We start from the raw sequence: 24,233 nt of genomic DNA on the forward strand, positions 1-24,233 counted from the left end.
CTTCCGCCGAAGTTACCTCAGGTGATGTCGCGCTTACGCATAGTCCACATTGCCAATCCGACCACGAGGATCAGCACGGCGGTCAGAACGCCGCCGGCCATCGGCCAGGTGAGCGTCAGGGTCGGTTGCTCGCAGGAGTTCCCGGCGCCGATGCAGGGGGCGTTGTAGTCCACCAGCTCGACCGACTTGTCCATCCAGGCGATGCCCCAGACCGGGATCAGGTACGCCTCCATGTACTTGACCTGGGCCATGGACAGCACCGTTCCGAGGCCGAACTGGAACAGCACGATCACGCCGATCGCGACACCCATCGCCACGGCGGTGTGCCGGCCCAATGACGCCAGCGCGAAGCCGAGCGCCCCGGCGAAGAGCACCAGCACCAGGCCGCGCAGCTCCATGAGCAGGATGGACTGCCACGCGCCCGAGGTCATGCCGCCGAGCGTGCCGCGCAGGTTCGCGGTGAGCGCGAAGATGCCCGTCCACACCGCCGACAGCACCACCGTAACGCCGGTGAGCACCACCAGCAACGCGCTCAGCTTGGTGTTCAGCACCTTGAGCCGCTGCGGCCGCCAGAGCAGCAGATTCATCATGCCGCCGCTGCTCCACTCGGCGCCCACGTAGGACGCGCCGATCACGAATGCCGCCAATGCCAGGATCGCGGCGAGCGTCGTCTCCATCTCGCCGAACTGCTTGCGGAAGTTGAAGGTCGGCGGCATGTACCACTCGGCCTGGAAGTCCTCGCGGGTCGGCGTCCACATCTGCGTGCAGTCGGCGCCCGGCTGCGTCGCGCACGCCTTGCGCTCGGCCTCCGCCTGCACCGTCGCCTGCTGGAACTCGCTGTCGGCCTTCGCCTGCGCGGCCGCGACCACCTCGGGGGTGTTCTTCTCGTGGGTGAGGAACATGCCGACCGCGATCGCGGCCAGCACGACGACCACCCCGATGACGAAGAATCGGGTGAAGCGGCGCTTCGTGAGCCGCCGGGTCTCCGCTGTGTACAGGCTCACTGTCCCCACCCACCCTGCGCCGGGCCCGCCTGGGCCATGACGGTCTGGTCCACCTGCCGGTGCTCGCCCTCGACCGGCGCGGTGCCGGTGAGCTCCAGGAAGACGCTCTCCAGGTCCACCGAGACCGGGGCCAGCTCGGAGACGAAGACGCCCCGTCCGGCGAGGGTTCGGGTGATCACGCTGGGCTGGGCCATCCCGCTGACCATCAGGTGGTCGCTCTCGACGACCACCTGGGCGCCGACCTCCCGCAGCGCGGCGGCCGAGCCGGTGAGGTCGGCGACCGATTCGAGGCGTACCCGCACCGAGGAGCTGGCGTGCTGGGCCAGGACCTCGGCCACGCCGCCCGCGGCGACCCGTCGTCCGGCCGCGATGATCGTCACCGAGTCGCAGATCAGCTGGATCTCGCCGAGGATGTGGCTGGAGAGGACCACGGTCATGCCGGACTCGGCGAGGTTGCGCATGAGCGTGCGCATCTCGCGGATGCCGCCGGGGTCGAGGCCGTTGGCGGGCTCGTCGAGAATCAGCAGCCTCGGGTTCTTGAGCAGCGCGGACGCGACCGCCAGCCGCTGCTTCATGCCGAGCGAGTACGTCTTGACCCGGTCCGTCGCCCGGTCCCGGAGCCCGACCAGCTCGAGCACCTCGAACACCCGCGCCCGCGCGACACCGCCCGCGTCGGCGAGCAGCAGGAGCGTGTCCTGGGCGGAGAAGTTGCCGAAGAACTGGGGACTCTCGACGATCGCGCCGACCAGACCGGCAACCTCGGGCAGGGCGTCGGGCACCTCGCGGCCGAGGATCGCCATCCGGCCGGCGTTGGGCCGGATCAGGCCGAGCAGGGTACGCAGCGTGGTCGTCTTCCCGGAGCCGTTGGGGCCTAGGAAGCCATGCACCTGGCCGGCCTCCACGACCATGTCGAAGCCGTCGAGCGCCCTGCGTACCCCCTTCCGGCTGCGGTAGGTCTTCTGCAGACCCTGGATTTCAAGGACGGCGCTCACGCCGCACCTCCCGGCGTAGTGGATATGACGAGCGTCACCCTATGCACCCGCCGCCACCCCGGGTGACTCATACCTCGGGACAGTGGACTTGGCATCCGCGGATGACCACGTAAGGTGTTGGTAACACAACTGAATACCTCATCCAGAGGGGCTGAGGGATACGGCCCGACGACGCCCCGGCAACCACCGCGCTTGACTCGATGACGAGGCCAGCGCGCGGCAGGTGCTAATTCCGTCCCGGATTCGCGGCTGTCCGCGCCCGGGGAAGATGAGAAGGAGCCTCGTATGACGTCGACGGTCGACGCCCCCAGCCAGTCCACCAGCCCCGCCCGCGCCCTCGTCTGTCGCGGCTGCGGCACCGAGTTCCCCCTCGCCGCGCAGCACGCGTGCTACGAGTGTTTCGGCCCGCTGGAAGTCGCGTACGACACCGCCGCCCTCGCCACGGTCACCCGCGAGCAGATCGAAGCCGGCCCGCAGAACATCTGGCGCTACGCCGCGCTGCTCCCCGCCGGCCAGGACCCGGCCACCCGGGTCACCCTCGACCCCGGCCTCACCCCGCTGGTCAGCGCCGCTGCCCTGGCCGCCGAGCTCGGCCTGCGCGCGCCGCTCTGGGTCAAGGACGACTCCGCGAACCCGACCCACTCCTTCAAGGACCGGGTCGTCTCCGTCGCCCTGACCGCCGCCCGGGAGCTGGGCTTCACCCGCTTCGCCTGCGCCTCCACCGGCAACCTGGCCAACTCCGTGGCCGCACACGCCGCCCGCGCCGGGGTTCCCAGCATCGTCTTCATCCCCAGCGACCTCGAGGCCGGCAAGATCATTACCTCCGCGGTGTACGGCGGCGGCCTGGTCGCCATCGAGGGCTCGTACGACGACGTGAACCGGCTCTGCGGCGAGCTTGTGGAGACCGACGAGTTCGAGGACACCGCGTTCGTCAACGTCAACGTGCGCCCGTTCTACGCCGAGGGCTCCAAGACCCTGGGCTACGAGGTGGCCGAGCAGCTCGGCTGGCGCATCCCCGCCCAGGTCGTCATCCCGATGGCGTCCGGCGAGCTGCTCACCAAGGTCGACAAGGCGTTCAGCGAGCTGGTCGAGATCGGCCTGGTCGGGGCCCCCGAGGGCGGCTGGACCGTCTTCGGCGCCCAGTCGGCCGGGTGCAACCCCATCGCGGTGGCCCTGCACAACGGCACCGACCAGATCGTCCCGGTCAAGCCGACCGGCATCGCCAAGTCGCTGAACATCGGCGACCCGGCAGCGGGCGCGTACGCGATCGAGGCCGTCCAGCGGACCGGAGGCTGGATGGACTACGCCGACGACGACGAGATCCGCGAGGGCATCCGCCTGCTCGCCAGGACCACCGGCATCTTCGCCGAGACGGCCGGCGGCACGACGGTGGCCGTACTGAAGAAGCTCGTGGCGAGCGGCAAGCTCGACCCCGACAAAGAGACCGTCGTCCTCAACACGGGCGAGGGCCTGAAGACGATCGACGCGGTCGCCGGCCTCGTCGGCCCGACCCACCACATCAAGCCGTCCCTGAAGGGCGCTCGCGAAGCGGGCCTGCTGGGATAACTCTCCGTGGTCGACCTCCTGCCCAACGTCGAGAATTCCTCCGCCTGAGGACTTGCGCGAGGATCTCGGGATCGGCAGGATGCTCTACGCGGGAGGACGCGACGCCGTACGAGTTCCTAATTTTGGAGCATGGCCCCACCTTCGAGCTTGGCGACAATCTCTCCGGGGCCCAACGACCCAGTGCCGGAGGCGCTGTGCGCGTGTCCTCCCGACCAACTTCCCGGGCCTGGTCCGGGCCGGTTCGCCGGTCCGCGCCGGGCCCGGCTCAGTTCTCGCCGGTTTGCGTCCCGTCGCCCGGGCCGCGTCGGAACCTGCGCGCCCAGCGGCGCAGCGGTGCCACGGCGTAGCCGCCCTTGTCGAGGCCCGCGTGCCGCTCGAAGACGTTGCGGCTGCCGAACGAGCCGGTCATCAGCCACGAATAGCCGGAGGCCGCCCAGTAGGCCGGCCAGAACAGCGGGCCGAGGACGGCGTACTGGCCCGCGTGCCGGCTCTCGTGCGCCAGCAGGTCCGCGCGCGACTCGTGGAGCAGCCACTCAGCCGATCGCCGGGTGATGATGACGGAACCGACCGTGAAGCAGGTCGCCGGCGGCACCTTCCGGCGGTAGCCCTCCGCGACGAGGATGCCGTGCCGGCCGCGGCGGAGCTTCGCGCCGGTGAGGACGGCGACCCCCAGGCCGACCAGCGTCGTGCCGTTGGCCGCGGTCAGCACGGACCGGGCCAGCGGCCACCGCCGCAACGGCGGCCTCGTCTCCCCCGGATCGGTCGTCATGCGCGGCGGCGCATCTGGAGCTCTTGGAGTCCCGGCAGGACCGGGTGGGGGACCCGCACCCCGGTGTCCTCGAAACCCAGCCGCTCGTAGGCGCGGACCGCCCGATCGTTGCCGACGACGACCTCCAGCATCAGCTCGCGTCGGCTCAGCGACAGCGACCACTCGGCGACGGCGTCCATCAGCGACGCGAGAACGCCCCGGCCGCGGTGCGCCGGCGTGATGTAGACCGCGAAGACCACGGTGGCGGCGGACTCCTCGGGCAGCACCGTGCCGCCCGCATGACCGATCAGCCGACCGCCCCGGCCCGGTCCGCCCGGTCCGCCTCCCGGGTCGGCCACGAACTGGGCGAGCTGGCCGCCCGCCGATGCCTGCACGATCCGGCGCCGGTAGTCCGCGTGCGGGCGAGCCGCGGCCTGCGCCAGCGTCTCCAGGAAGGCGAGGGGGCTGTCGGCCAGCATCTCGAGCCGCAACGCGCGCATCCTCGCGGCGTCCTCCGGCGTCACCCGATGCACGGTGAGGGTGGGCGCCAACGTGCTGGTCATGCTGCCTGCCTACCCGCTGGTGGCGGGCGAGGCAACCCGGATGCCGCTTTTGGGACCGGCGGCCCCGCCCGGGGGAACCGGTCAGGCCCGGAGGCCGGTCAGCTCCGGGCGCCGAGCTCCAGCATCCGGTCGACGACCCGCTTCGTCGCGGTGCCGTCGTCCAGGTCGCAGAAGCGCGCCTGGAATGCCCGGCGCTGGTCGGCATACAGGTTCGGGTCCGCCGCGAGCTCGGCCAGCGACTTGATCAACTCCTCCGACGTCATCAGCAGCGGGCTCGGGCCCTCCTTCTCGAAGTCGAAGTAGAAGCCGCGGAGCTTGTCGCGGTAGTGCTCCAGGTCGTACGTGAACAGCAGGATCGGGCGCCCGGTGTTGGCGAAGTCGACCATCGCCGAGGAGTAGTCCGTGACCAGCACGTCGGCGACCGAGAGCAGGTCGGCCATGTCCGGGTACGTCGACACGTCCCGGACGAAGCCCGAGCCGTCGTCCGGAACGGGGTCGACGACGGTGGGGTGGCGGCGTACCAGCAGCACGTGGTCGTCGCCGAGCAGGCGCCGGGCGGCCGCCACGTCGAGCTGCATCGACATCTTGTAGCGGCCCTGACCGTAGAACTCGTCGTCGCGCCACGTGGGGGCGTACAGGACGACCCGCTTGCCGTCGGGCAGGCCCAGGCGCCGCCGGATGGCCGCGGTGGCTGCAGGGTCGGAGCGGAACAGGACGTCGTTGCGGGGGTAACCGGACTCCAGCATTTCGCCCTCGTACCGGAAGGCCCGCTGGAGGATCGGCGTGCTGAAGCGGTTGGGCGACACCAGGAACGACCAGTGGGGTGCCTCCTTCTCGATCCGCCGCAGATACTTGCGGTCCGCGTGCCGGATGTCGGTCGCGTCGAATCCGATGCGCTTGAGCGGGGTGCCGTGCCAGGTCTGCACCACGACCTGGCCCGGGCGGCGCTCGAACCAGTCCGGCAGGTGCGAGTTGGTGACGATGTAGCGGCAGGTCGCGAGCGCGTCGTACCACTCGGTGCCGCCGAGGCGGGCGGTGGTCAGCGTCTCCGGCGTGGCCGCCTGGCCGTCGCGGACCGTCAGGTACTGCGCCTCGAACGGCAGGCCGCGGCGGATCAGTTCCTCGTGGATCGCCCGGGGGCTGTCCGAGAACTGCCGGCCGCCGAAGCTCTCGAAGAGCACGGCCTCTCGCAGCGGGGAGCGGCGCAGCGCGGCGGTGCGCTTTACTCGCAGGTGGGTGCGGGCGTACGCGCCGCGCTCGTCCACCTGCAGCACCGGTCCCGCCCGCAGCGCGACGAAGTCGCCCTCGGCCAGCTCCAGCGCGTACTCGCGGCGCTGGTCGGGGGACTGCGCCGGGCAGATCGCGCGGACGTCGTCGGCCACGACGAGGTTGGTCACCCGGCCACTCGCGCGGTGGCCGGCCAGGATGTCCCACAGGCCCGGGCGCAGCTCGACGAAGCCGCCCCAGGAGTCGACCCTGCTGGGGTTGAGCCGCGCGGTCCAGCGGTCGCCGTCGGTGGTCACCGCGAGCGCCTGCTCCTCGGCGGCGGTCTGCATCCGCAGCGTGATCTCCGGTACGCCCTCGGCCGGGTCGAAGTCGCCGGTGAGCACGAGGGTGCCGTCCGGGCGCCACTCCGCGGAGTCGGCCACCGGTCCGGGGGCGCGGGAGCACAGCCACAGGAAACCGGCCGCCGTACGCCGGACGAAGACGTGCCGCCCGAACATGCCGGACCGGGCCGCGGGCAGGTCGTCGCTGATCAGGTGCACCGACTGCCGGCCGCCGCTGTGGAACCCCAGCTGGATGCGCCAGCGGTCCATCGTGCCGCCGGGCGGCGGCATGACGGCCGGGCCGGCGTGCTCGAACAGGGGCTTCAACGACACCGTCGCGCGGAAGGGCGTCGTGTCGTTGCGGGTCTCGCCGAACTCGACGGCCGTGGACGCCTCCGCCACGTCGGGGACCCGGCACAGGCGCAGCCGGCCGGCGCTGGGCTCCGGGCCGGTGACGACACCGTCGATGACCAGCTTGTCGTCCTCGAACGCGATGGCCGTCGTCCTGGCGGTCACCTTGTCGACGCGCAGAAGGATGTACAGCCCCTCGGCCACGGGAGTGAGCTGCGTGGTGGCGTCGAGGTGCTGCGGTGCGAGGCGCAACCGGGTGGGGTCCGGGCCTACCTTGAGCCGGCCCTTGCGCAGCTTGGTGCCCGCGATGATGCCGACGGCGATCTGCCAGCGGCTCTTCTCCCACCGGCCGCCGGACCGCAGCGTCGCCGGGTCGATCGTGACCTCGAAGCCGGACCAGTCGTACGACTTGTCGCCGTGGCTGGACGTGGCGGTCGCCTCCGGCTCGCGGCGCGGGACGGCGGGCATGGTGATGGTGCGGCCCGTCGTGAGCTCGCGGAGCCGGACGATGCGGGCGGAGGTCCAGCGGGACTTGGCGGCGGTGCCGTCGATGTACGCGTACCCGCGGATCACGAGCTTGCCGTCGCGCCAGCCGAGCTCGGTGATCTGGCTGCGGACCGCCGGCTTGCCCATGGCGTACAGCCCGCGCGGGACGCCCACCGCCGGGTCGTCGAGGAAGGGCAGTTCGGCGTACCGCTTGCTGCCCTCGTTCCGGCTGGCGATCGGCATGCCGGGCCGGCTGGCGAGCAGCACTTCGATGGCCTCGGGAAGCTTGTTCTGGCGGACGAGGTGCCACACGACCGCGTACTTGGGGGGCAGGCTCTCGACCGTGCCGGGCCGGACGCCGGCGAGGAAGAGGTTGACCTCACGCAGGAACGACGCCTGGAACTCGGGGTCGGCGTCGGGCAGCGCACGGAGCACGAGGGCGAAGTCGTCGACCAGCACGTTCTCGTCGTACGACCGCTTGACCTCGCCCTGCTGGTGCTCGGCGAGGAACCGGCTGACCCGGTTGACCGCGCTGAGCCGGTCGGCCGTGGTCTTCCAGTCGGTCCTCCGCTGGGTGATCGACTTCTGGCCGCCCTCCCGCTTGCGCCAGTAGTAGACCGGTACGTCCACCACGTCGACCGACTTGGCCATCGCGTGGGCGATCAGCGCGACCGGGACGTCCTCGAAGACGACGCCCTCGGGGAAGGTCAGGCCGTGCTGGTCCCAGAACCGGCGACGGTAGATCTTGTTCCAGACCGTACGGTCCTTGAGCAGGGTGTGCTGCTTGCTGACGTGGGTGCGCAGCACGGTCTTGGTGAAGACCGACGCGTGCAGCCGCGAGGCCTTCGCGCCCTTGGAGGTCAGCGCCCGTACCGCGCCGCAGGCGAAGTCGGAGCCGGTCTGCTCCAGGGTGGTCAGCAACATCTCGTACGCGTACGGCGGGACGACGTCGTCGCCGTCGGCGAACGCCAGGAAGGTGCCGCGGGCGATCGCGATGCCGGCGTTGCGAGCCTGGCCGGGGCCGCCCTCGCTCTGGTGGAGGACCCGGAAGCGGGAGTCCTTGCGAGCCCAGTCGTCGGCGATCGCCCCGGTGGCGTCCTGCGATCCGTCGTTCACGACGACGACCTCGATGGCGGGGTACGTCTGCCCGGCGAGTGACGCGAGGCACTCTCCGAGGTACGCCTCGACGTCGTGGGCCGGGACGATGACGCTGATCAGGGGCTTGGTGCCGGCAGCCGGGCGCCTCGGGGAGTCCGTTGCGGGAACGGTGACGCTGGGTGATCGTTGCGCCGGTATCTGCTGGCAGTCCGGCTCCCGCACCTGTGCGCGCTCGGGCGCTACGACGATACGGTTGTTCACTGCGCTCACTCCTCCATCCGGTCAGCACCGGATCGCCTGTAGTCGTGCGGCGCGAGCCGCTCCCGCATATCTCAGGCGGCGCCAACCTGCTGCAATGCGAAATCCAGCATCGATCTGTCCGGATGGATCAGGTCAAAGAACGCATCGCGGACGTGTTCACCGAACCTTGACCATGCGTACTACGTGGCTCCCGGCCCCATCGGTTCAGCACGGGGCGAGGTGATCGCGGCCGGAGCGCGGAACGCCTTCCTGCTGAGACCGGGAATGGTTCACCCATCGTGATCAACGAGGCGTTTGCGCACGCCCCCGGGACATGACCGTTGTCCTTGCACTCGACCCACCAGAGTGCTAAACAAGTCATTGGCACTCGCGAGGCGTGAGTGCCAGCTACAAACAGGTCGGGACGGTGGGGTCGCGGCCACGGTGCCGCCATCGGCGCCGGGGCACGGGACCGGTCGTCGCGGGCTATCCGGCTCGACCTGAGGACGTCACATCGCCAGGTGGTGACGTCCGCAGTGTTCCGCACCGTGCGGAGGGCGGGGCCGAGGAGGCCCGGCACCGCGAATGTCCAGGAGGACACAGCCGTATGGCCAAGATCATCGCATTCGACGAGGAAGCTCGTCGCGGCCTCGAGCGGGGCATGAACCAGCTCGCCGACGCCGTCAAGGTGACGCTCGGCCCCAAGGGCCGCAACGTCGTGCTCGAGAAGAAGTGGGGCGCTCCCACCATCACCAACGATGGTGTGTCGATCGCCAAGGAGATCGAGCTCGAGGACCCCTACGAGAAGATCGGCGCCGAGCTGGTCAAGGAGGTCGCCAAGAAGACCGACGACGTCGCCGGTGACGGCACGACGACGGCGACCGTCCTCGCCCAGGCGCTGGTCCGTGAGGGTCTGCGCAACGTCGCGGCCGGTGCGAACCCGATGGCCCTGAAGCGGGGCATCGAGGCCGCCGTCGCGAGCGTCTCCGAGGGCCTCTCGCAGCTCGCCAAGGACGTGGAGACCAAGGAGCAGATCGCCTCCACCGCCTCCATCTCGGCCGGTGACTCCACGGTCGGCGAGATCATCGCCGAGGCCATGGACAAGGTCGGCAAGGAAGGCGTCATCACCGTCGAGGAGAGCAACACCTTCGGTCTCGAGCTGGAGCTCACCGAGGGTATGCGCTTCGACAAGGGCTACATCTCGGCGTACTTCATGACCGACGCCGAGCGCATGGAGGCCGTCTTCGACGACCCCTACATCCTCATCGCGAACAGCAAGATCTCCGCGGTCAAGGACCTGCTGCCGGTCCTCGAGAAGGTCATGCAGGGCGGCAAGCCGCTCATCATCATCGCCGAGGACGTCGAGGGCGAGGCCCTGGCGACCCTGGTCGTCAACAAGGTCCGTGGCACCTTCAAGTCCGTCGCCGTCAAGGCCCCGGGCTTCGGTGACCGCCGCAAGGCCATGCTGGACGACATCGCCATCCTCACCGGCGGCACGGTCATCAGCGAGGAGGTCGGCCTCAAGCTCGACGCCGCCGACCTGAGCCTGCTGGGCCAGGCCCGCAAGGTCGTCATCACCAAGGACGAGACGACGATCGTCGACGGTGCCGGCGACGCCGAGCAGATCCAGGGCCGGGTCAACCAGATCCGCGCCGAGATCGAGAAGTCGGACTCCGACTACGACCGCGAGAAGCTGCAGGAGCGCCTGGCCAAGCTGGCCGGCGGCGTGGCGGTCATCAAGGTCGGCGCGGCCACCGAGGTCGAGCTCAAGGAGCGCAAGCACCGCATCGAGGACGCCGTTCGCAACGCGAAGGCGGCCGTCGAGGAGGGCATCGTGCCCGGCGGTGGCGTGGCGCTCGTGCAGGCCGGCAAGACCGCGTTCGACAAGCTCGACCTGGCCGGCGACGAGGCCACCGGTGCCAACATCGTCAAGGTCGCGCTCGACGCCCCGCTGCGTCAGATCGCCGTGAACGCCGGCCTCGAGGGCGGCGTCGTGGTGGAGAAGGTCCGCAACCTCGAGTCCGGTTGGGGCCTCAACGCCGCGAACGGCGAGTACGTCGACCTGCTGGCCGCGGGCATCATCGACCCGGCCAAGGTCACCCGCTCGGCGCTGCAGAACGCCGCGTCGATCGCCGCGCTGTTCCTCACGACCGAGGCGGTCGTGGCGGACAAGCCCGAGAAGTCCCCGGCCCCGGCCGGTGGCCCGGGCGGCGGAGACATGGACTTCTGAGTCCACAGCTGCACAGGTAAGCGGGCCGGTCCCCTCGGGGGCGGCCCGCTTTCTCATGGGCGGGGTGCTACCGAACCGCCGCCTCCCGTTCCGGTACGGCCACATCGACGAGGTCGCGCTGTCCGCGCACCGGTGAAAGCAGCCAGGCCAACGGCGCGCAGACGGTCACCGCGCCGAGCACCACCAGGGTCGCCCGTGCCCCGAAGGGGCCGGCCAGCGTGCCCGCCACCAGGCCGCCGACCGGGATCGCGCCCCAGGAGACGAACCGGACCGTGGCCATGACGCGGCTCAGCAACTCCGGCGGGCTGGCAGTCTGGCGGTACGTGCGGGTGGTCACGCTCAGCACCACCACCCCCGCCGCGAAGGCCAGATTCCCGAGCACGAAGGTCGCGTACGCCGTGTGCCCGGCACCCCACGGCACCACGAGGGCGCCGGCCGCCGCGACGAAGCCGCTGACGATCAGGCCGCGTGCGGTGCCGACGGCGTCCGTGAAACGGGTGGTCAGCGCGGCGCCGATGAGCGTGCCGACACCGTCCGCGGCGAGCAGCACGCCGACGAGTCCCGGAGCCGCGTGCAGGTCCCGGACGAGGTAGAGCGGGTACAGGGCGAGCTGGGCGCCGCAGACGAAGTTGACCGCGGTGGCCGCCCACATGCCGGGTCCCATCGCGGGGTGGCGGACGACGTACGCGAAGCCCTCGCGGATCATCTCGCCCATCGGCGCTCCCCGGGCCGGTTCGGCCGCCCGGCGGGCCGGGAGCGTCCTCAGCAGGGCGGCGGAGAGCAGGTAGCTGACGGCGTCGACGAGCAACGTCGGTACGGCGCCGAGCACCTGCACGATGACGCCGCCGACGGACGGGCCGCCCAGCTCGGTGGCGGCGTGCGTACCGGAGGTCAGGCTGTTGCGGGACTGGAGCTGGTCGCGGCCCACGATCTCCGGCAGGAAGGTCGCGTTGGCCACGTCGAAGAGCACGTTGGCGAAGCTGATCACGAGCGCGGTGACCACCAGGTGGGCGACCGTGAGCCGCCCGGCCCACCAGGCCAGCGGGATCGAGGCCACCGCGGCCGCCCGGGCCAGATCCGCGCCGACCTGCGTGCCCCGCAACGGCAGGCGCTGGACGATCACCCCGGCCGGGAGCCCGATGACGATCCACGCGGCGTAGCGGGCGGCGGCGATCAGGCCCATCTCGAACGGGGTCGCATCGAGGACCGCGAGCGCCGTCAGCGGCAGGGCCACGCCACCGACGGCCGAACCGAGGCCGCTGGTCGTGCCGGCCGACCACCACCGCCAGAAGACGCTCATGGTCCTCGCCCCCGTTCGAGTCAGTTCCAATCTGAAACGGACTATAGTGAAGAGCGTGCGACGCGTCGAACTGGTTGATGCCGACTGCGGCATCGCGCAGGCGCTCGGCGTGCTCGCCGACTGGTGGACCTTCCTGCTCGTGCGCGACATCGCCGGCGGCCTGACCCGCTTCGACGCGCTGCAGCGGGAGCTGGGCATGAGCCGCCGCGCCCTCACTGAGCGCCTCGGCAGCCTCGTCGAGCACGGCGTGCTCCGGCGGGAGGCTTATTCGCAGCGCCCGCCCCGCTACGACTACCTGCTGACCGCCAAGGGCGAGGGCCTGCTGCCGGTGCTCATCGCGCTGCAGGACTGGGGCACCCGCCACGTGATGGGCGACGGCTCGCTGACCGCGACCTCGGCCGCCACCTCCGCCGAGGCGCACCGGGTGCACGGTCTGGTCGGCCACCGTATTCCGCGCTTCACGGTCGAAACCCCCACGGTCCTGTACTTCTTTCCCGGCGCTTTCGCCCCTGGGACCCAGGGCCATCCGCCCGGCTGGGCAGACATCCCCGGCGCCGGCGGTTGCACCCTGGAATCGGCCACCTATGCCGCGCGGGCCGGGGATTTCGCTGCTCATGGCGTACGCATCACGGGCGTCAGCACCCAGCGCCCCGACCAGCTCGACGCCTTCGCCGCGTACGCGAAACTGCCGTTCCCCCTGGTGTCGGACCAGGACGGCAAGCTGGCGGCGAGCCTGCGGCTGCCGACCTTCCGGGCCGGCGGCACGGACCGCTTCAAGCGGCTCACGCTGCTGGTCGACGCGACCGCCACGATCCGGGCGGTCCAGTTCCCCGTCACCGACCCGGCGGGCTCCGTGAGCGAGATGCTGGAGCTCGTCAAGGGCGTGGCCTGAGAAACATCCCTCTCCGGAGTGACCCCCGACGGCGCTACGGTGGGAGCGTGCGCTCTCCCACCGTGTCCCGGTATTCGGCCGGGCGGCTCTCCCCGGTCCGCCGCGTCGCCGATCTCAGACGGCTCCGCGACGAGCAGTTCGACGTGCTCGTCATCGGCGGCGGGGTCACCGGCGCCGGCGCCGCCCTGGACGCCGCCTCCCGCGGCCTGAGCGTCGCCCTCGTGGAGGCGCGCGACTTCGCCGCGGGCACGTCCAGCCGGTCCAGCAAGCTCATCCACGGCGGCCTGCGCTACCTGGAGCAGCTCGAGCTGCACCTGGTGCACGAGGCCCTCACCGAGCGCGGCCTGCTGACCAGCCGCCTCGCGCCGCACCTGGTCCGGCCGGTGCCGATCCTCGTGCCGCTGGAGTCCGCGTCGCCGCCCGCCCGCGTGTGGCACCGCCTCTACTTCGGTCTCGGCGTGGCCGCGTACGACGTGTTCGCCGGGGTGTTCGGCCAGGGCCGCGGCATGCCACTGCACCGGCACCTGACCCGCGACGGCGCCCGCCACATGTTCCCCAGCCTGCGGGCCGACCGGATCACCGGCGCCATCCGCTACTACGACGGGCAGGTCGACGACGCCCGGCTCGTGGTCAACCTCGCCCGCACCGCCGCCAGCCTGGGCGCGGCCGTGGTGACCAGCGCCCGGGTGACCGGCTTCATCCGGGAGGCCCGCGAGGTCGTCGGCGTCAAGGTGCGCGACCTCGAGGCACCCGACTCGCCCGAGTTCGAGGTGCGCGCCCGCACCGTCGTCGCCGCCACCGGCGTGTGGAGCGACGACATGTCCCAGATGCTCAACGACGTCGGCGTCCGCCCCGGCTTCCGGGTGCGGGCCTCCAAGGGCGTCCACCTCGTGGTGCCCCGCTCGGCGATCACCGGCGACGCCGGCCTGATCCTGCGGACCCCGACCTCGGTGCTGTTCGTCATCCCGTGGGGCGGGCACTGGATCATCGGCACCACCGACACCGACTGGCGGCTCGACCGCTCCCATCCGGCCGCGTCGGCGCGCGACATCAGCTACCTGCTCGACCAGGTCAACACGGTGCTGGAACGGCCGCTCACCACCGACGACATCGAAGGCGTGTACGCGGGCCTGCGCCCCCTGCTCTCCGGCGAGGCCGACTCGACCTCGAAGCTGTCCCGCGAGCACGCCGTGATCGAGCCGATGCTCGGGCTCCTGCTCGTGGCCGGCGGCAAGTACACGACGTACCGGGTCATGGCCGCCGACGTCATCGACCGGGCCGTCCGGCGGCTCGGCGTGGACCGGCCCTCGCGCACCGATCAGCTGCCGCTGCTGGGCGCGGACGGGTTCGCGGCGGCCTGGCGCGACCGGCAGGACATCGCCCGCCGGCACGGCGTCACGGCCGGCGTGATCGAGCACCTGCTGGAGCGGTACGGCACCCTCTCGGTGCACCTGCTCGCCATGATCGCGGCGGAGCCGGAGCTGGCCACGCCGCTGGCCGGCGCCCCCGAATACCTCGCCGCCGAGATCGCGTACGCGGCCACCGCCGAAGGCGCCCTGCACCTCGACGACGTGCTCACCCGGCGTACCCGTATCTCGATCGAGACCGCGCACCGGGGCGCGGAGACCGCGCGGCACGCAGCCGCCGTCATGGGTGACGCGCTGGGCTGGGACGACGCCGTGCGGGCCCGCGAGGTCGAGCACTACCTCGCGCGGGTCGAGGCCGAGCGGCAGTCGCAGAAGATGCCGGACGACCTCACCGCGGACGCGGCCCGCCTCGGCGTCGCGGACGTGCGAGGATACGCGGCCGACCGCGGGACGGACCTGCTCCACGTCGACCTTTGATCCTCGTCGACGAGCCGCGCTGGCCGGCCCGGGGACGCCTCTGGTCCCACCTCGTCAGCGACGTGGCGTACGAGGAACTGCACGTGTTCGCGGAGATGCTCGGCGTACCCCGGCGGGGGTTCGACCGCGACCACTACGACATCCCGGAGTCCCGCTTCGCGATGGCGCTGTGGCTCGGGGCGGCCCTGGTCCCCTCCCGGGACCTGCCGGTGCGGCTGCGGGCGGCCGGGCTCCGCCGCCCCAAGCACCTCAACCGGCGAGCGTCCTGAGCTCCTTCTCGAGGTTCTTCCTGGCCTTCTCTTCCCACGCCTCGTGCAGCGGCGCGTGGCGGTAGATCGCCGGCAGCTCCAGCAGCGACACGAGGACCTGGGCCCGGGCCGCCCGGAACGTGTCCTCCGGTACGTGCGCGTACTCCCGGCGGATCGCCTCGGTGTAAAGGGTGTAGCGCTCCGGCTCGGCGGCCAGGATCGCGAGGTCGGCGTCGCACAGCAGCTCGCCGTCCGGGTCGGTCTCCTCGGTGGCGTGCCCCGCGGTCAGCCCCACCAGCCGGGCCACCTCGGCCGCGATCCCGGGCGGGGCGCCGAGGGTGGTGAGCAGCCCCTCGGCGAACGCGGCGCTGTCCCGCTCGTTGGCGTCACCCAGCGCCCGGGGGTCGTAGATCGCGTCGTGCATCCAGGCGGCGAGGCGTACCCGGTCGGCGTGTGCCGCCAGCGCGGCATGGTCGTCCACCACGTCCAGCACCGCGGTCAGATGGCTCACGTCGTGGTACTGCCGCTGCGGCTCCGACCAGCGCCCGAGCAGGTAGGCGCCGGCCGCCTCGAGGTCCGGCTCGGCGGCGGTCGCCCCGGCGCCCCGCGCCGCGGCGACCCAACGGTCGACAAGAGAGGTCACGGCCGCCATCCTGGCATGCCGGCCGGTTAGGGTCGGAAACCATGACAGATGCCGGGTCCCAGCGCGGGCTGGCCGCCGTCCTGGCCGAGCTCCGCGGCCGGTCCCGCTCCGGGGCCCGCGCGGGCTGGGCCCGGGTACGCGGCGGCTTCGGGCTCGCGATGCAGGCCGGTGCCGGCGCGGGCATCGCCTGGTACCTCGCCCACGACGTCATCGGGCGGCAGAGTCCGTTCTTCGCACCCATCTCGGCCGTGATCACCCTCGCCTCGTCGGTCGGGCAGCGGGCCCGGCGCACGGCCGAACTGGTCCTGGGCGTGGCCATCGGCATCGGCGTCGGCGACGCGATCATCGAGCTCATCGGCTCCGGCCCGTGGCAGATCGGGCTGGTCGTGGTCCTCGCCATCCTGGTCGCCGCCGCCGTCGGGGGCGGAACGCCGCTGGTTGTCCAGTCGGCCTCCTCGGCGGTGCTGGTCGCTACGCTCACGTCGGCCACCGGGCTGCCGTACACCCGCTTCTTCGACGCCCTGGTCGGCGGCGCGGTCGGCCTGGTGGTGATGACCCTGCTGCTCCCGCTCAACCCGCTGACCGTCGTACGCCGCTCCGCGGACCCGGCGCTCGAGGCGATGGCGGAAGGGCTGCACGCCGTGGCTCAGGGCATGGAGCAGGCCGACGCCGACGAGGTCCGGGCCGCGCTCGCCCGCCTGCGCGCCGCCGAGGGGAACTTCGCCGCGTTCGTCCAGGCGGCCGCGGCGGCCAGCGAGAACGTCGCCTTCGCGCCGGCCCGGTGGCGCTCCCGCGGTGCGCTGAGCCAGTACGTCGAGGGCGCGCCCCACCTCACGTACGCCCTGCGCAATGTCCGCGTACTGACCCGGCGGGTGATCACGGCGATCGACGACGAGGAGCGCATCCCGCGGTGCCTGCCGACCTCCGTCGCCCTCCTCGGCGACGCCGTCGACCTGCTGCGGCACGAATGGGCCCGCGGCGCCGAGCCGGAGGCGACCCGGGAGCGGGCGCTGCGGGCGGCGGCGGAGTCCGGGAAGGCCTACGACGACGGGGTCGGGTTCTCCGGCGGGGTGGTGGTGGCCCAGGTCCGGACGACGGTCACGGATCTGCTGCGGGCCACCGGCATCGAGTACGCCGAGGCGCCCCGGCTGGTGCGGCGGGCCGTCGGGTGGCACGGGCGGGGGCGTATGCCCCGTCGCCGCGGCCCGGGCCCCCCGGCGCGCGAGGCATCCTGATCCTCGTCATCACCGGGCTCTGATCGCTTGCCTCGCTGCGCTTTGATCGTTTGCCTCGCCGCGCGGACGCCGGGGCTCGGCCGGGTGGCTACGCTGGCGGCATGGCCGACGAAGCTCCGGGCGGACCGCCCGCCCCGGCACCGCACCCGGGATCCGGGCCGCCCGCCCCCGCCACCCCGGCGGAGGCCGCGTTCCCGCCTCCGGCGCCGGCCGCGTTCCCGCCCCCGGGCCCGGTCTCCGCCGCCCCGGCCGCTTTCTCGGCTCCCGAGCCGGCTTACGCCGCCCCGGCGGCGTTCCCGGGCCCCCTGCCGGAGGCCTCGGGCCCGGCGGTCGTGGCGCCCCCGTCCGACCACGCGGTGCCGTTCGACGAGGCCGCCCAGCCGCCCTCGAAGCTGCCGCCGATGCCGGGCCGCCGCGCAGGCTGGCGCCGCTGGTTACCGCTCGTAGGCATCATCGGGTTCATCGCGGCCTGCGCGGTCGCGATGCTGATCATCCTCGGCGTCAGCAACGGCCCGGTCGGCCTGGTGGTCGGTCTCACCGCCGCCATCCTGCCGGTCCCCGTGCTGGTCAGCTGCTTCCTCTGGCTCGACCGCTACGAGCCCGAGCCGAGTCGCTACCTGGTGTTCTGCTTCGCCTGGGGCTCGGCCGTAGCCACCCTCGTGGCGATCGGCGTGAACAGCCTCGCCGCCTGGGGCTTCGACAAGCTCGGGCTGCCGGACGCGCTCGTCGCGGTGCTCGTGGCGCCCTTCATCGAGGAGTCGATGAAGGCCCTCGGCCCGATCCTGCTGTTCTGGCGCCGGCGCCGCGAGTGGTCCGGCATCACCGACGGCATCGTCTACTGTGGCCTCTCCGCGCTCGGCTTCGCCATGGTGGAGAACGTGCTCTACCTGGGCGGGCACGGCTACGCGGCGGGCGCCGACCAGTACGGCCCGGCGACCGGCATCCAGAACCTCTTCCTCATCTTCATCGTGCGCATCCTCTTCACCGGCTTCGCGCACCCGCTGTTCACCTCGATGACGGGCATCGGCCTCGGCATCGCGGCGCGTTCGGCGGACCGCCGGGTGCGCTGGCTCGCCCCGATCGCCGGCCTGCTGCTCGCGATGATCCTGCACGGCACCTTCAACCTGCTGCCGACGCTCTCCGTGGCCACCGGCGAGACCCTGATCATGCTGTACGGCTACCTCGGCTTCATGGTCCCGTTCTTCTTCGCGGCGCTGGGCTTCGCCATCGCGTTGCGCGGCTACGAGGGTCGTCTGAGCGAGCGCACCCTGCCGCACTACGTCCGCTCGGGCTGGCTCTCCCCGCCGGAAGTGGCGACGCTGGGCAGCCTCGGCCGGCGCCACTCCGCCCGCCAATGGGCCAAGCGGGTCGCGGGCGACGCGGGCCTGCGGGCGATGCGCGGCTTCCAGGCGGCGGCGACACAGCTCGCCCTGCTGCGCGACGGGATGCAGCGCGGCCTCCACCGGGGGCCCGAGGAGCTGCACCGGGCTCAGGAGGAGGAGCAGAAGCTGCTGACGGACATCACGGGCTACCGCTCGGTCTTCATCGGCCGCGACCCGCAGATGCCGCTCGCGTTCTGGGACGGCTTGAACTACCAGATCGCGTTCCCGGACGGCGTTACCCGCACGGTGCCGCCGCCGCAGGAGCCGGTGGTGCCGGTCCCGGTGCGCATGGCACCCCAGATTCCCGTGTACGCGGGTTACGGCCGCCCCCCGGCCTACGGCCCGCCCCCCGGCTACGGTCCGCCCTCGAACTACGGCCCGCCCTCGAACTACGGCCCGCCCTCGAACTACGGCCCGCCCCCCGGCTACGGCCCGCCCCCCGGCTACGGCCCGCCCCCGAACTACGGCCCGCCTCCGAGCTACGGACAGCCGCCGGGCTATGGGCAGCCGCCTGCCTACGGTCAGCAGCCGCCCCCGAACTACGGCCCGCCGCCGGGGTACTAGAGGTAGAGGCCGGTCCCGTCGGACTCGACCCGGCTCGCCGCGACCGCGTGCACGTCCCGCTCCCGGAGCAGCACGTACTCCCTGCCGTGCAGCTCCACCTCGGCCCGCTCCTCCGGGTCGAACAGGACCCGGTCGCCGACCACGATGGAACGGACGTTCGGCCCCACGCCGACGGCCTTCGCCCAGGAGAGGCGGCGGCCCATCGAGGCGGTGGCGGGGATGACGATGCCGGCGCTCGATCGGCGTTCCCCTTCGCCGCCGTCGAGCCGGACGAGGACTCGGTCGTGCAGCATGCGGATGGGCAGCCCGGCCTCGGTCTGGGTGTCGGTGCTCACGCTAGGACGGTACGCCCCACTCCTGACGTGCACGTGTGCCGGTCTGCACTACGGTGAAGACCGCGTGTCGACGGCGAGGGGGTTGGCGGTTGAGCCGCTTGCAGCGTGTCCGGGCGAATCTGCGCCGGGCGTACGAGTCAGGCCGCGAGTCGGTGCGGACGGCTCGGGCCGAGACCGAGCGCCCGGCCGACGACGCCGAGGTCGAATTCGAGCCGCCGGAGTTCTCACCGTCGTTCGAGCACCACTCGATCGCCAGCCGGGACGACGCCGAGGTGCCGCACTCGCTGCGGATCGCCGCCGCGTGGTCGTGGCGGCTCATCGTCGTGGGGGTCGTGGGCTGGGTGCTGCTGCGTTTCATCGGCACCGTCAGCATCGTGGTGATCCCGCTGGCGATCGCCCTGCTGCTGTCCGCGCTGCTGGCGCCCGCGGTCGGCTGGCTGCTGAAGCTGCGCCTGCCGCCGTCGCTCGCCACGTTCCTGGTGCTGATCTGCGGCATCGGCGCGGTGGCCGGGACGCTGACCCTGGTGGTCAACCAGTTCGTCGACGGGCTGCCGCAACTGACCGACAAGGCCAGCGCGGGTATCCGCCAGATCCAGGACTGGGCCCGGACCGGCCCGCTGCACCTCAAGCAGGACCAGGTCGACCAGGCCATCGACTCGGCACAGAGCTGGATCAACCTGAACACCTCCCAGCTCACGGAGACCGGCTTCGCCACCGCCGCCACCCTGGCCGAGGTGCTGACCGGCCTGCTCCTGGTGCTCTTCGCGACGTTCTTCTTCCTGCGCGACGGCCGCAAGATCTGGCGTTTCCTGGTACGCCTGTTCCCGGTCAACGCCCGCTGGAGCCTCTCCGACGCCGGTGACGCCTCGTGGGCGACGCTCGGCTCGTACGTGCGGGCCACGGTCCTGGTGGCCTTCATCGACGCCGCGGGCATCGGGCTGGCCCTGGTGATCCTCCACATCCCGTTCCCTTTCCCGCTGGCCGCACTGGTCTTCCTGGGAGCCTTCATCCCGATCGTCGGCGCCAGCGTCTCCGGCGCGGTGGCCGTCCTGGTGGCCCTGGTCGACCAGGGCTGGATCGTCGCGCTGATCCTGCTGGGCGCGGTGATCCTCATCCAGCAGATCGAGGGCCACGTCCTGCAGCCCCTGATCATGGGCCGGGCGGTGGCCATCCACCCGCTCGTGGTGATCATCGGCATCGCCTCGGGCGTGGTGCTGGCCGGCATCATCGGGGCGCTGGTGGCGGTTCCGCTGATCGCGGTCCTGAACACGGGCATCCGCCGCCTTGCCCGCCGCCGCCCGGAAGTCCCCCCGGACGCGGTGGTGGTCACGGCCAGCGCGACGACGTAAGCGCTCCCCGGAGGTCCGTTACTGCTTGGCGAGGCGCTGCAGGGCGCCGAGCGCGACGTCCGGGCGGGTCGTGTACCAGAACGGCGGCAGGGACTTGCGGAGGAAGGCGCCGTAGCCCCGGGCCGTCTCCAGGCGTGAATCCAGGACCGCGACGACTCCCTTGTCGCCGGTGGAGCGGATCAGGCGGCCGACGCCCTGGGCGAGGCGGATCGCCGCGATGGGCACGCTGACCGAGGCGAAACCGGAACCACCCGTCGCGTCGACCGCGGCGGCGCGGGCGGCGGCGAGGGGCTCGTCGGGGCGGGGGAAGGGCAGGCGGTCGATCACCACGAGCTGGCAGGCTTCGCCGGGGACGTCGACGCCCTGCCACAGGGACATCACGCCGAAGAGGCAGCTCTCCTTCTGCTCCTTGAACTTGCGGACCAGGATCGGCAGGGTCTCCTCGCCCTGGAGCAGGACCGGCAGGTCGGTCTTGGCGCGCAGCAGCTCCGCGGCCTGGGTCGCCGCGCGGCGCGACGAGAACAGGCCGAGGGTACGGCCACCGAGCGCCTCCACCAGCTTCAGCAACTCCTCGCCCGCGGCGTCCGGCAGGCCCGAGGCGGCGGGGCGGGGGAGGTGCGCTGCCACGTACAGGATGCCCTGCTTGGGGTAGTCGAAGGGGGAGCCGACGTCGAGGGAGGTCCAGCCCTCCCCGGACACCGGCGGCGCATCGGGGCTCAGGCCCGAACCGGAACGCGCGGCCGGCACCGGTGCGGCGGGAGTAGCAGAGCCCGGGGACGCGCCGGGCAGGCCGAGCGACCGCGCCACGGTGTCGAAGCGGCCGCCGAGCGTCAGCGTCGCCGAGGTGGCTACGACTGTGCGCTCGTCGTACAGGTTGGAGGCGAGCGTGCCCGCCACCGACAGCGGCGCGACCACCACGGCCCGGCGGCCGGTGCCCAGGTCGCTCTTCTCCACCCAGGCCACGTCGAAGTCCGACTCCTCGAGGAGCCGCTGGGCGGTCGTGGACACGTCGTCGAGGGTCGCCTTGGCCTGTTGCTTGCGGACCGGGTCGGGGTCGTCCGCCTTGATGTCGCCGATCGCCTCGAGGGCCGCGCGGGTCGCCGCGTCGGTCAGGAGCACGGCCTGGTGCAGCAGCGGGGGCAGGCCGGTGGTCAGCCGGCCCGCGGGCAGGTCGGCCAGGCCCACCGTGAGAGCGTCGGCCGCCCCGGCGAGGGAATCCGCCACGGCCGGTGGGATGAGCGGGCGGGCGCGTTTCGCAGCGCGTTCCACCGCATCCGGGGTGAGCTCCGCCTGCGCGGCCGAGGAGACCCGGTCGGCCAGCTCGTGGGCCTCGTCGACGATCAGGAGCTTGTGCGGGGGCACGATGTTGCGTTCGGCCAGCATGTCGACCGCGAGCAGGCTGTGGTTGGTCACCACGATGTCCGCCTCGCGGGCGCGGGCCCGGGACGCCTCGGCGAAGCATTCCGCACCGTACGGGCAGCGGGCCGCGCCGACGCAGTCGCGGGCCGGCATGGATACCTGGCGCCACGCCGTGTCGTCGACGCCGGGGTCGAGCTCGTCGCGGTCGCCGGTCTTCGTCTTCTCCGCCCACTCCTGGACCCGGAGGATCTGCTTGCCGAGCCGCCCGGCCTCGCCCAGCCACTGGGTGGCCCGGGGCGGTGCGTCGTCGAAGAGCGTGTCGGCGGGCTCCTCCTCGTCGGCGTGCTCGAGCTTGGCGACGCAGAGGTAGTGGTGCCGGCCCTTGAGAACCGCGTAGGTGGGGCGGCGGCCCAGCACCGGCTCGACGGCCTCGGCCAGCCGCGGCAGGTCGTGCTCGACGAGCTGGTTCTGCAGGGCGAGCGTCGCGGTGGAGACCACCACCGGGCCGTCGACCAGCAGGGCCGGCGTCAGGTAGGCGAGGCTCTTGCCGGTGCCCGTACCGGCCTGGACGAGCAGGTGCTCCTTCTGCCGTACGGCCCGTTCGATCGCCGTCGCCATCTGCTCCTGACCTGGGCGGGAGGCGCCTCCGGGAACCGCGCCGACCGCGGCGGCGAGCAGGTCCTTGGCGGCGGCGGTGGTGCGGCGGGACTTGGCGGGGGCAGTCACGTCGAAGACCGTACCCGCCACCACCGACGAAACCGGCGCACCGTTAGGGTCTTGTCATGCCGAGTGAGATGGTCCGGGTGGTCTACACCAAGTACGACGGATCGGCTCACCGCGACTATCCCGCCCGCCGTCTCAATGAGGACGACCTGGGCGTCTGGGTGGGTGTGACGCGCGGCACGGCGTCCGTATACCACGGCCAGCCCTCGGTCGAGCAGATCCCGTTCGTGCTGCTCATCCCGCACAACGCGTGGTGGACCGGCATGTTCAACCCTCCGCCGCGCACGAGCGAGGTCTACTGCGACATCACCACCCCGGCGCGCTGGGACGGCGACACCGTCCACATCGTCGACCTCGACCTGGACGTGTCCCGCCGGCGTGACTCGGGGCTGGTCGAGCTGCGGGACGAGGACGAGTTCGAGGAGCACCGGGTGGCGTTCGGCTACCCGGACGACGTGGTGGGCGAGGCGCGCGCGGCGGCCCGCCGGCTCGTGGTCGCGCTCGGCGACGGCACCGAGCCGTTCGCTTCCGCGTACCGGAAATGGTTGTCAACGGTCCGCGACTGAGCCGAGCTTCGCCGGGTTGAGCTGGTTGTAGACGGCCGTGACGCGGCCGTCGGCGACCGCCACCGACAGCACGGACAGCAGCTCGCGCCCGTCGGCGTAGCGTCCGCTGACGAGGACGCCGGCGTCGCCGTTGACGAGGACCGGCTCCACCGACATGGCGGCCACCTCGCGTTCGATGCGGCCGAAGACGCCGACCCAGAAGCGTGCCACCTTGTCGGCGCCGAAGACCGGGTTGCGGCCCGCGCTGACCACGCCGCCGCCGTCGCCGATGGTCACGACGTCGGGGGCGAGCACCGCCGCCAGCGCCCGCAGGTCCCCGTCGGCCGCCGCGGTGAGGAACGCCTCCAGGACCCGGCTCTGTTCGGCGCGGTCGGCGGTGTTGCGGGCCTGCCCGTCGGCGATCGCCTTGCGGCCTCGCGAGGCGTGCTGGCGGGCCGCCGCCACGCTGGTGTGAAGGACCTCCGCGATCTCCTCGAACGGCACCGCGAAGGCGTCGTGCAGGACCACGGCGACGCGCTGTTCGGGGGCCAGCTTCTCGAGCACCACCAGCAGGGCGAGGCTCACCTCCTGGCGCTGCGTGACGCGTTCGGCCGGGTCGTCCAGGCGCGACACCACCGGCTCCGGCAACCACTGGCCGGGGTAGGCCTCACGGCGTACCCGGGCGGACTTGAGCACGTCGAGGCAGATCCGTCCGGTGACAGTGGTCAGCCAGCCGCGCAGGTCCTGGATGTCGTCGCCCGCGTCGCGGGCCCGGTGGTAGCGAAGCCACGCCTCCTGCACGGCGTCCTCGGCCTCGGCGTGGCTGCCGAGCATGCGGTAGGCGACTGACAGCAGGTGCGGGCGCTCGGTCTCGAACTCGTCCACGGCCAAAGACGGCATGGAGGAATTCTGCGCGACATTGCCCGGTCCTCGGTGTCACGTGTGACACAGTGGTGAACGCTATAGGGGCTTTTCGCCCGATTCGCGGC

19 protein-coding genes and 1 riboswitch are annotated in these 24,233 nt (G+C 72.1%); of the genes, 9 read left to right on the forward strand and 10 right to left on the reverse strand.

Annotation, left to right across the window (positions count from 1 at the left end):
* Nucleotides 1–17: 17 nt before the first annotated feature.
* Nucleotides 18–1,004, reverse strand: coding sequence for an ABC transporter permease subunit (locus AB0368_RS20885; RefSeq protein ID WP_366155573.1), 987 nt, complete (start codon nucleotides 1,002–1,004; stop codon nucleotides 18–20).
* Entirely contained in the window at nucleotides 1,001–1,996 is a 996-nt protein-coding gene (locus AB0368_RS20890) for an ATP-binding cassette domain-containing protein (RefSeq protein WP_366155574.1), read from the reverse strand. The genes AB0368_RS20885 and AB0368_RS20890 overlap by 4 nt, the downstream gene beginning before the upstream one ends.
* A gap of 135 nt (nucleotides 1,997–2,131) precedes the next feature.
* Nucleotides 2,132–2,271, forward strand: a riboswitch (SAM riboswitch).
* 10 nt (nucleotides 2,272–2,281) lie between these two features.
* Here AB0368_RS20890 and thrC point away from each other — a divergent pair.
* Nucleotides 2,282–3,562 carry a threonine synthase gene (gene thrC / locus AB0368_RS20895; RefSeq protein ID WP_366155575.1) on the forward strand — a complete coding sequence of 427 codons (1,281 nt, stop codon included), beginning with the start codon at nucleotides 2,282–2,284 and terminating at the stop codon, nucleotides 3,560–3,562.
* Between the two features lie 265 nt (nucleotides 3,563–3,827).
* Here thrC and AB0368_RS20900 read toward each other — a convergent pair whose 3' ends face one another.
* The 3 genes from AB0368_RS20900 to AB0368_RS20910 all read right to left on the reverse strand — a co-directional run bounded on the left by AB0368_RS20900 (nucleotide 3,828) and on the right by AB0368_RS20910 (nucleotide 8,616).
* On the reverse strand, nucleotides 3,828–4,331 hold the full coding sequence (locus tag AB0368_RS20900) for a hypothetical protein (RefSeq protein WP_366155576.1): 504 nt from the start codon (nucleotides 4,329–4,331) through the stop codon (nucleotides 3,828–3,830).
* The gene (locus AB0368_RS20905; RefSeq protein ID WP_366155577.1) at nucleotides 4,328–4,873 is read right to left on the reverse strand and encodes a GNAT family N-acetyltransferase; all 546 of its coding nucleotides are present in this window, start codon (nucleotides 4,871–4,873) and stop codon (nucleotides 4,328–4,330) included. The genes AB0368_RS20900 and AB0368_RS20905 overlap by 4 nt, the downstream gene beginning before the upstream one ends.
* 98 nt (nucleotides 4,874–4,971) lie before the next feature.
* Nucleotides 4,972–8,616, reverse strand: a complete 3,645-nt coding sequence (locus tag AB0368_RS20910; protein ID WP_366155578.1) for a bifunctional glycosyltransferase family 2 protein/CDP-glycerol:glycerophosphate glycerophosphotransferase — start codon at nucleotides 8,614–8,616, stop codon at nucleotides 4,972–4,974.
* Between the two features lie 586 nt (nucleotides 8,617–9,202).
* On the opposite strand from AB0368_RS20910, the gene groL reads away from it, so the two are divergent.
* Nucleotides 9,203–10,825: a chaperonin GroEL gene (gene groL / locus AB0368_RS20915; RefSeq protein ID WP_366155579.1), complete on the forward strand. Its 1,623-nt coding sequence runs from the start codon at nucleotides 9,203–9,205 to the stop codon at nucleotides 10,823–10,825.
* A 67-nt stretch (nucleotides 10,826–10,892) separates the two neighbouring features.
* Here the strand turns inward: groL and AB0368_RS20920 are convergent, their stop codons facing one another.
* Nucleotides 10,893–12,125, reverse strand: coding sequence for an MFS transporter (locus tag AB0368_RS20920; protein WP_366155580.1), 1,233 nt, complete (start codon nucleotides 12,123–12,125; stop codon nucleotides 10,893–10,895).
* Nucleotides 12,126–12,180: 55 nt separating this feature from the next.
* Between AB0368_RS20920 and AB0368_RS20925 the strand changes: the two genes are divergently transcribed.
* The 3 genes from AB0368_RS20925 (at nucleotide 12,181) to AB0368_RS20935 (ending at nucleotide 15,130) form a co-directional block, all read left to right on the forward strand.
* Nucleotides 12,181–13,017, forward strand: a complete 837-nt coding sequence (locus AB0368_RS20925) for a winged helix-turn-helix transcriptional regulator (RefSeq protein WP_366155581.1) — start codon at nucleotides 12,181–12,183, stop codon at nucleotides 13,015–13,017.
* Between the two features lie 62 nt (nucleotides 13,018–13,079).
* Complete coding sequence (locus AB0368_RS20930; RefSeq protein WP_366155840.1) at nucleotides 13,080–14,861, forward strand: glycerol-3-phosphate dehydrogenase/oxidase; 1,782 nt, start codon at nucleotides 13,080–13,082, stop codon at nucleotides 14,859–14,861.
* A complete protein-coding gene (locus tag AB0368_RS20935; RefSeq protein WP_366155582.1) occupies nucleotides 14,858–15,130 on the forward strand; it encodes a DUF4031 domain-containing protein in 273 nt (90 codons plus the stop codon). The genes AB0368_RS20930 and AB0368_RS20935 overlap by 4 nt, the downstream gene beginning before the upstream one ends.
* Here AB0368_RS20935 and AB0368_RS20940 read toward each other — a convergent pair.
* The gene (locus tag AB0368_RS20940; RefSeq protein WP_366155583.1) at nucleotides 15,111–15,761 is read right to left on the reverse strand and encodes a metal-dependent phosphohydrolase; all 651 of its coding nucleotides are present in this window, start codon (nucleotides 15,759–15,761) and stop codon (nucleotides 15,111–15,113) included. The genes AB0368_RS20935 and AB0368_RS20940 overlap by 20 nt on opposite strands.
* 32 nt (nucleotides 15,762–15,793) lie before the next feature.
* Between AB0368_RS20940 and AB0368_RS20945 the strand changes: the two genes are divergently transcribed.
* Nucleotides 15,794–16,987, forward strand: a complete 1,194-nt coding sequence (locus AB0368_RS20945) for an FUSC family protein (RefSeq protein ID WP_366155584.1) — start codon at nucleotides 15,794–15,796, stop codon at nucleotides 16,985–16,987.
* 101 nt (nucleotides 16,988–17,088) lie between these two features.
* On the forward strand, nucleotides 17,089–18,933 hold the full coding sequence (locus AB0368_RS20950) for a PrsW family intramembrane metalloprotease (RefSeq protein WP_366155585.1): 1,845 nt from the start codon (nucleotides 17,089–17,091) through the stop codon (nucleotides 18,931–18,933).
* Here the strand turns inward: AB0368_RS20950 and AB0368_RS20955 are convergent.
* On the reverse strand, nucleotides 18,930–19,226 hold the full coding sequence (locus tag AB0368_RS20955) for a co-chaperone GroES (RefSeq protein ID WP_366155841.1): 297 nt from the start codon (nucleotides 19,224–19,226) through the stop codon (nucleotides 18,930–18,932). The two genes, AB0368_RS20950 and AB0368_RS20955, sit on opposite strands and share 4 nt — an antisense overlap.
* Before the next feature lie 131 nt (nucleotides 19,227–19,357).
* On the opposite strand from AB0368_RS20955, the gene AB0368_RS20960 reads away from it, so the two are divergent.
* Nucleotides 19,358–20,617 (forward strand): AI-2E family transporter, encoded by a 1,260-nt coding sequence (locus tag AB0368_RS20960; RefSeq protein ID WP_366155586.1) that lies wholly within the window; start codon nucleotides 19,358–19,360, stop codon nucleotides 20,615–20,617.
* Between the two features lie 18 nt (nucleotides 20,618–20,635).
* Here AB0368_RS20960 and AB0368_RS20965 read toward each other — a convergent pair whose 3' ends face one another.
* Nucleotides 20,636–22,594: an ATP-dependent DNA helicase gene (locus AB0368_RS20965; protein WP_366155842.1), complete on the reverse strand. Its 1,959-nt coding sequence runs from the start codon at nucleotides 22,592–22,594 to the stop codon at nucleotides 20,636–20,638.
* A 164-nt stretch (nucleotides 22,595–22,758) separates the two neighbouring features.
* Between AB0368_RS20965 and AB0368_RS20970 the strand changes: the two genes are divergently transcribed.
* On the forward strand, nucleotides 22,759–23,265 hold the full coding sequence (locus AB0368_RS20970) for a DUF402 domain-containing protein (RefSeq protein ID WP_366155587.1): 507 nt from the start codon (nucleotides 22,759–22,761) through the stop codon (nucleotides 23,263–23,265).
* Here the strand turns inward: AB0368_RS20970 and sigJ are convergent.
* Nucleotides 23,248–24,144 carry an RNA polymerase sigma factor SigJ gene (gene sigJ / locus AB0368_RS20975; RefSeq protein ID WP_366155588.1) on the reverse strand — a complete coding sequence of 299 codons (897 nt, stop codon included), beginning with the start codon at nucleotides 24,142–24,144 and terminating at the stop codon, nucleotides 23,248–23,250. The two genes, AB0368_RS20970 and sigJ, sit on opposite strands and share 18 nt — an antisense overlap.
* Nucleotides 24,145–24,233: the final 89 nt, after the last annotated feature.

It is taken from the genome of Actinoplanes sp. NPDC051475 (assembly GCF_040689425.1).
Classification (GTDB): Bacteria; Actinomycetota; Actinomycetes; order Mycobacteriales; family Micromonosporaceae; genus Actinoplanes.

What these genes read in the sequence shown, in the direction of transcription:
- thrC (WP_366155575.1), top strand. Translation starts at nt 2,282, where the DNA reads ATGACGTCGACGGTCGACGCCCCCAGCCAGTCCACCAGCCCCGCCCGC.
- AB0368_RS20900 (WP_366155576.1), bottom strand. Translation starts at nt 4,331, where the DNA reads ATGACGACCGATCCGGGGGAGACGAGGCCGCCGTTGCGGCGGTGGCCG.
- AB0368_RS20905 (WP_366155577.1), bottom strand. Translation starts at nt 4,873, where the DNA reads ATGACCAGCACGTTGGCGCCCACCCTCACCGTGCATCGGGTGACGCCG.
- groL (WP_366155579.1), top strand. Translation starts at nt 9,203, where the DNA reads ATGGCCAAGATCATCGCATTCGACGAGGAAGCTCGTCGCGGCCTCGAG.
- AB0368_RS20920 (WP_366155580.1), bottom strand. Translation starts at nt 12,125, where the DNA reads ATGAGCGTCTTCTGGCGGTGGTGGTCGGCCGGCACGACCAGCGGCCTC.
- AB0368_RS20940 (WP_366155583.1), bottom strand. Translation starts at nt 15,761, where the DNA reads ATGGCGGCCGTGACCTCTCTTGTCGACCGTTGGGTCGCCGCGGCGCGG.
- AB0368_RS20945 (WP_366155584.1), top strand. Translation starts at nt 15,794, where the DNA reads ATGACAGATGCCGGGTCCCAGCGCGGGCTGGCCGCCGTCCTGGCCGAG.
- AB0368_RS20950 (WP_366155585.1), top strand. Translation starts at nt 17,089, where the DNA reads ATGGCCGACGAAGCTCCGGGCGGACCGCCCGCCCCGGCACCGCACCCG.
- AB0368_RS20955 (WP_366155841.1), bottom strand. Translation starts at nt 19,226, where the DNA reads ATGCTGCACGACCGAGTCCTCGTCCGGCTCGACGGCGGCGAAGGGGAA.
- AB0368_RS20965 (WP_366155842.1), bottom strand. Translation starts at nt 22,594, where the DNA reads ATGGCGACGGCGATCGAACGGGCCGTACGGCAGAAGGAGCACCTGCTC.
- AB0368_RS20970 (WP_366155587.1), top strand. Translation starts at nt 22,759, where the DNA reads ATGCCGAGTGAGATGGTCCGGGTGGTCTACACCAAGTACGACGGATCG.
- sigJ (WP_366155588.1), bottom strand. Translation starts at nt 24,144, where the DNA reads ATGCCGTCTTTGGCCGTGGACGAGTTCGAGACCGAGCGCCCGCACCTG.